The organism is Youngiibacter fragilis 232.1, assembly GCF_000495435.3.
Taxonomy (GTDB): domain Bacteria; phylum Bacillota; class Clostridia; order Clostridiales; family Clostridiaceae; genus Youngiibacter; species Youngiibacter fragilis.
On the sequence record NZ_AXUN02000201.1, the window covers coordinates 1 to 6,470 of the forward strand.

Below are 6,470 nucleotides of genomic sequence, written 5' to 3' on the forward strand. Positions count from 1 at the left end.
ACAAAATTTTCTACACTCTCGGGAATGAATGCATTTGCACCCATTCCCTTCAGTCTTAGCTATTCCTTCTCACCCATCAGTATCATGTCACAATCCAAAGCCCTTACCTCATCAAGGCTGTGGGTCACGAGTATGACTGTCCGGTTTCTGGTATTCTCGGCCACATATTCCATGACAAGGCTCTTAGTGTCGTCGTCAAGCCCTTTGAAGGGTTCATCAAGAAACAGGATATCGCTTTTGGCGAGGATCGCCCTTACTATGGCGACCCTCCTTTTCATTCCTCCGCTGAACTCCCTGACAGGCTGGGTCAGGTCCACGATCCCTATGCTTTGGAGATGATTGGCGATGACAGAGTCAGTCATCCCTTTCCCGCAGACCATCCTTACGTTTGAGACTGCATTGAAGCTTTCACAGAGCCTGTCTTCCTGGAAGACAGCGCTCTTCTTATCTGGTATCCCATAGATCGTCCCTTCATCCTGTGGTTCAAGGCCCATGAGCATGTAGAGCAGGGTGGTCTTCCCACAGCCGGAGGGTCCCATGATGCAGGTCAGCCTGTTTTCCTTTATCACGGCATCGAACCCATCAAGGACATTCTTGTCCCCGAAGCTCTTTCTTATCCCTGTTACTTTGATGTCCATTCTACGTCCTCTCCAGTCTTGCATAGGATACCTTGACAAGGTGCAGGAACAGCTTCTCGAACAGTACGCTCACTGCAACTATAACTGCGGTCCAGGCGAAAAGGTCGGCAGAGTCAAGGTAGATCTTCGCCTCATAGAGCCTCTCGCCTATGGAGCCCGCCGGGATCCCTATTACCTCGGCTGCTATGCCGGCCTTCCAGGACAGCCCTATTGACACGCTGCAGGCTGATACTATATAGGGCTTTAGCTGTGGAAGGTATATGTACTTGAGTCTCCTGAGCCTTGTCACGTTGAATATCCTGGCCATCTCCAGCATATTCCTGTCGGTGCTTCTGATACCATGCAGCATGTTCGTGTAGATTATGGGTAAGACCATCAGGAATGAGATGAATATGCCGAGGCTTCCTGAGCTGAGCCAGATGAGGCACAGGATTATGAAGGAGGCCACAGGCACTGACTTTATAGCTGTCATGAACGGCCAGAGGAGAACCTCAGCCATGTGGTGCTTTCCTGCAAGGGCTGCAAGGGCGCTTCCAGCTGCGAGTGCCAGTAGATACCCTGAAACTATCCTCACGAAGGAGAACATTACAGAAGCAAGGAAATCCTTCGTTACTACCAGCTCGGCAAGCCTTACCATGACCTCAAAAGGCGTGACAAGCAGTATGTTCTTTCCTATGGCGGTTGCCAGCAGCTGCCATACTGTAAGGGCAAAGGCAATGGAAATGGCCTTTTCAAACCTTACCTTATTTTTCATAGTAGAAGTCGGCACCCGGGAGGGCTCCGCCTACCGATTTAGGGTTCTGTTCGAAGAGGACTTTGAGATAGCCTTCCATTGCCGTCTTCATCTCTGCGCCTTCCATGTAGGTGATATGGCAGTAGGGGATTGCCTTTTCTGCAACTGCCGCCTTAACTATTCCGAACTTCTCAACAAGCAGTGATGCTTCCTTGATGTTCGCATTCACGTATTCGGTTGATTTCTTGTACTCAGATAGGAATGCCTGAAGCTCTTCAGGGTGCTTTTCAGCGAATTCGTTCCTTACTATGAGTACTCCGGTAATAAGGGTACTTCCGTTGTTGAGCTTGTCCCAGCTTTCTGTGAGGTCAACTGCTATCCTAAGATTCTTCACAGACCCCTGGGCTACTGTGACATAAGGCTGGGGCATCATCGCTATTCCGCCCTTTTCGCCGGACAGAAGGGCAACAACTTCTGTTGGCTCAGTCTTCCATTCGATAGTGATATCCTTGTCCGGGTCGAGTCCGTTTTCCTTGAGGAGATACCTGAGGTTATATTCAGGGGTTGAACCCTTTCCGGTTGCATATATGGTCTTGCCCTTAAGGTCAGAGAGCGCCTGTATCTCATTTCCTGTCTCCAATATGTACACGACTCCAAGGGTGTTGACGGCCAAAAGGCTTACGGCCTTTTTGGTATTGTTGTAGAGTACCGATGCGAGGTTTGCGGGAACTGCAGCTATGTCCAGCTCACCCTGTACGAGCTTTGGTGTGAGCTCGTCAGCTGAGCCTGCTATGGTGAAGGTATAGGCGTTTTTGGAGGTTCCCTTTTCATCCGCTTCCATGAGCTCGACCATTCCCATTGAGGTAGGTCCCTTCAGTCCGCCTATCCTGATCTCAACCTTTTCAGGCGCAGCAGTCGCTGTCACGGAAGGTGCGGTGGTGGCTGTGGGGGTGGCTGTCTTTGCCTGGCAGCCTGAGAATGCTGCACCTGCAAGAAGTACTGAAACTATTGCTGATATGACCTTTTTCATCTGTTTGCCTCCTCTTTTCTGTTCTGCTTGGCTACTATCGTCTTTGTGCTGACTCCCCTGATCATCCCGAGCTTTCCTGAAAGGGAGCTCGTTATGTCTCCGGGGGCGTCGAGGACCACGCAGATTATTGATACTCCGCGCTCCTTGTAGGGTATTCCCATCCTGCCAACTACGTAGCTTCCGAACTCATGGAGAAGCTCGTTGACTTCAGATGATTTTTCAGTATCCTCGACGATGATGCTGATGACCGAGATCCTGGATTCCATGTCACATCCTCCTTCAAAAAAATATCCGCGCCATGAGGGCGCGGATGCGGATATTCCTACCGATTCCATCGCCTTCCCATCCGGGACGTACCCAAATGGCTCAGGACTGAAGATATTCACTTGACTTAATATTAGTTAATTGTTATAAAAATGTCAATCTGTACATGGCGTTAATTGCAAATATTCCCGAGATAAGGCAAATATATGGGAATCCTGTTATCTCACAAGCTCCAGGGTCTCCCTTGCGATCATGAGCTCCTCGTTCGTCGGGACCACATAGATCCTTACCGGGGTTCCCGGAAGTGATATGTCGCAGTTCATGCAGCCTGCTCGGTTCTTTTCCCTGTCAAGCCCGATTCCAAGTGCATCCATGTTCTCGAGTACCCTTTCCCTGACAAGGGAGCTGTTTTCACCGACTCCTGCCGTGAACACGAGGCAGTCGCAGCCGTTTAGCTTAGCCATGTAGTTTCCTACATATCCCTTTATCCTGAGGCAGTAGACCTCCAGGGCCTCCTTAGCATGTATGTCCCCTGAATCGGCAGCCTCAATGACATACCTGAGGTCGGCCGATACTCCGGAAAGACCCAGGAGTCCTGATTTCTTGTTCAGGTAGCTGTCCATCTCGCCTGGGCTGAGACCAAGCTTATCCATGAGGTAGCATACTATGGCTGGATCCATGTCTCCTGTCCTCGTTCCCATGACAAGACCTTCAAGTGGCGTGAAGCCCATGCTGGTATCCACCACGAGACCGTTCCTTATGGCGGCCATGCTGGCTCCGCTTCCAAGGTGAAGGGTTATCATCCTGCATTCTCCATATGGCTTGCCGAGGATCTTTGCAGCCTCCTGCGACACGAATTCATGGGAGGTGCCATGGAAGCCGTATCTCCTTACCTTGTACTTCTCGTAAGCTTCCCTTGGGAGGGCGTAGAGGTAGTTCTCAGGCTTCATGGTCTGGTGGAATGCTGTGTCAAATACGGCGACATGTGGAATTCCAGGCAGGAGCCCCATGCAGGACCTTATGCCCATGAGGTTTGGAGGATTGTGAAGTGGAGCAAGGCTGCTGCAGTCCTCTATTACCTTTATTACCGATTCGTCAATGACTACAGAGGAGCTGAAGCTTTCTCCGCCATGTACGACCCTGTGGCCTACGGCATCGACATGCACCTCTTCAGTCCCGTCTCCAAGAAGCACCTTGAGGATCAGGTCCATTCCGGTCTTATGGTCATCGATGTCCTTATCAATCCTTATGGTATCCTTACCCGGATGCTTGTGCTCCAAAGTGGAGCCCCTTATCCCAACCTTGTCCAGAAGTCCCTTGCAGACGACTGATTCAGTCTCCATGTCGAACAGCTGGTACTTAATGGTTGAGCTTCCTACATTGACCACTAGTATGTTCAACCCATGTCACCTCCATGTATTCGAAATTTTCCATCAATTCAAGTATATCACATGGGTACATGGAGAATCGACCCAAATACCGTATAAAGGGAATTTCATCGTGCGGCTATGGCAGCCATCAGGCAAGGGATAATGGAAGCCTTGAGTGGTGGATATTCGGGAGTAACCAGCTGTTTGACTTTGAAGGTCATAAATGATACATTATGAGAAAAATATCGCATCATTATGCGGCTTAGGCGGAATTTATACAGGTATGACGCCGATTCGGGAGGACCTTGACAGATGAGGATAGGAATTGTAGGACTGGGACTTATAGGCGGCTCCATGGCCAAGGCATGCGGTCATGTGGAGGGCAATGAGGTCTACGGATGGGACATTGACATGTCAGTAACAGGCAGGGCAATTGACGAGGGTGTAATAAGGGGCATCCTTGAGGATTCACTCCTCGGGACAATGGACCTTGTGATAATAGCGCTTTACCCGAAGGACACAATCGAATACGTGACCAAAAGAGGTGACCTATTCAGGAAGGGCGGCATGGTCGTTGACTGCGGAGGCATCAAGGAGCTGGTCTGCGATACTCTTGAGCCTTTCGCCAAAGGGAAGGGCTTCAGGTTCCTCGGCGGACATCCCATGGCTGGAATCGAGTATTCAGGCTTTGACCATTCCAAATGGACCCTGTTCAAGAACGCATCCATGATCCTGACACCGATAGAGAAGCTTGGGGATCCAGAGCTCGTATGGGTATCTGACTTCTTCAGGAGCCTTGGCTTCGGTGCCATAAAGGTAACCACCCCTCAAGCCCATGACAGGATAATAGCCTACTCATCCCAGCTTGCCCATGTGGTATCAAGCGCCTTCGTCAAGAGCCCTTCAGCCCTTGAGCACAAGGGCTTCTCCGCAGGGAGCTTCAGGGACCTGACAAGGGTCGCAAGGCTAAACGAGCACATGTGGACTGAGCTCTTCCTCGAGAACAAGGACAATCTGCTGCATGAGATAGACTCAATGATAGGAAGGCTCGTGGAATACAGGGATGCGCTGGAATCAGAGGACAAGGTGATGCTGAAATCGCTTCTCAGGGAAGGCAGGGAAAGGAAGGAGCTCCTGGACGCAAGGCAGCAAGCGACTGTACAACAGGAGCAAGCGACTGGTCATCAGGAGCAGGCGACTGGTCATCAGGAGCAGTAGGAAATGAGGAAGAATGCGATAAGAAGATCCTTCAGATATGTACAGAAGCTCTCTGCACCACCTGACAGGGTGTTTCCGCTTCTCTGTCCCACAAGGGAATACGAGTGGATTGGGCTATGGAGCTGCGACCTGATATACTCTGATTCAGGCTTCGCCGAGATTGGCTGCATCTTCAGGACTGACTTCAGGAGCGATCCGGGTCCTGAGGTATGGGTAGTCTCTACCTATGAGAAGAATGAAGCCATTGGTTTCACAAGGACATCGGAAGACTATGTGGTCCTTCATACCATAACCCTGATAGATGGCGGTGATGAAGGAACTGATGCTGTCACGGACATGGTATACACAGCATTGACTGAAAAAGGTGAGGACTTCATCTGTTCTCTTACCTCCGAAGCCTTCGAGGAGGAGCAGAGTACCCTTGAGAAGCTCTTAAACCACTACCTTCTGCATGAGAGCATGCTGAGGTCAATTGAAGATTCTGAGATGGAGTGCGAAGACTAATCACTCATATCTGCCACAATCCTGCCGAAGTGCCGGTACCAAACCATCACAAACCCCTCACATCTCCTGAGTAGAATGAAAACATAGAAAGGTCATGAGGCCTTAACAAAAAGGAGATAATGAAAATGAAAAAGAATTTGAAGGTTTTTACAACGGCTATACTAGCGGCGGCATTCGGACTATCAGGAACAGCATTTGCAGCGGAGGCAGACTTCGGAGCGGCAGGAGCAGCGGCTAACCCGACAACAGAGATCGAGAAGATGCTCAAGTACACCCTTGAGGACGAGTACCTGGCCAAGGCTGAGTATGAGACTATAATTGCAGAATACGGAAGCATAAGGTCATTCACAAATATCATGAAGGCAGAGGAGAGGCACATAGCGGCACTAGAACCGCTGTTCGAGGCATACAAGCTTGAATTACCTGTAGTAGACCCATCCCAGTACACGGTGCTTCCTGCCACACTTGAGGAAAGCTATAAGGCAGGAGTGGAAGCGGAGATAAAGAATATCGCGATGTACGAGGAATTCCTGAAGCTGGACCTTCCTGATGACGTGGGGTTCGTATTCGAGAACCTTATGAAGGCATCTGAAAGCCACCTGGCAGCCTTTGAGAGGGCAGCGGATGGACAGGCAGGAACAGGGATCGGACAGGGCGGAGTCAACAGAGGCGGAAGAGGGACAAGGGGCAACGGAGTGCAGACCAATCAGCAG

8 protein-coding genes are annotated in these 6,470 nt (G+C 50.4%); 3 read left to right on the plus strand and 5 right to left on the minus strand.

All coding sequences use genetic code 11. From position 1 onward, the window contains the following. Positions 1 to 59: 59 nt before the first annotated feature. From T472_RS15040 to T472_RS15060, 5 genes are all read right to left on the minus strand, one after another. A complete protein-coding gene (locus T472_RS15040; RefSeq protein WP_023387051.1) occupies positions 60 to 638 on the minus strand; it encodes an ATP-binding cassette domain-containing protein in 579 nt (192 codons plus the stop codon). A 1-nt stretch (position 639) separates the two neighbouring features. Beyond that, positions 640 to 1,392, minus strand: coding sequence for an ABC transporter permease (locus T472_RS15045; RefSeq protein ID WP_023387054.1), 753 nt, complete (start codon positions 1,390 to 1,392; stop codon positions 640 to 642). Further along, positions 1,382 to 2,401, minus strand: coding sequence for an ABC transporter substrate-binding protein (locus tag T472_RS15050; RefSeq protein WP_023387056.1), 1,020 nt, complete (start codon positions 2,399 to 2,401; stop codon positions 1,382 to 1,384). The genes T472_RS15045 and T472_RS15050 overlap by 11 nt, the downstream gene beginning before the upstream one ends. Further along, positions 2,398 to 2,667, minus strand: coding sequence for a TM1266 family iron-only hydrogenase system putative regulator (locus tag T472_RS15055; protein WP_040907857.1), 270 nt, complete (start codon positions 2,665 to 2,667; stop codon positions 2,398 to 2,400). Before T472_RS15055 ends, T472_RS15050 begins: the two co-directional genes overlap by 4 nt. A gap of 216 nt (positions 2,668 to 2,883) precedes the next feature. Then, positions 2,884 to 4,065 carry an acetate/propionate family kinase gene (locus T472_RS15060; protein WP_023387058.1) on the minus strand — a complete coding sequence of 394 codons (1,182 nt, stop codon included), beginning with the start codon at positions 4,063 to 4,065 and terminating at the stop codon, positions 2,884 to 2,886. Between the two features lie 282 nt (positions 4,066 to 4,347). Here T472_RS15060 and T472_RS15065 point away from each other — a divergent pair, with 282 nt between their 5' ends. The 3 genes from T472_RS15065 to T472_RS15075 all read left to right on the plus strand — a co-directional run. Further along, positions 4,348 to 5,253: a prephenate dehydrogenase gene (locus T472_RS15065; protein ID WP_023863680.1), complete on the plus strand. Its 906-nt coding sequence runs from the start codon at positions 4,348 to 4,350 to the stop codon at positions 5,251 to 5,253. 3 nt (positions 5,254 to 5,256) lie between these two features. Next, positions 5,257 to 5,757, plus strand: a complete 501-nt coding sequence (locus T472_RS15070) for a hypothetical protein (protein WP_023863682.1) — start codon at positions 5,257 to 5,259, stop codon at positions 5,755 to 5,757. A 125-nt stretch (positions 5,758 to 5,882) separates the two neighbouring features. Next, positions 5,883 to 6,470 (plus strand): ferritin-like domain-containing protein (locus tag T472_RS15075; RefSeq protein WP_023863683.1); only part of this gene is annotated, 588 nt, incomplete at its 3' end.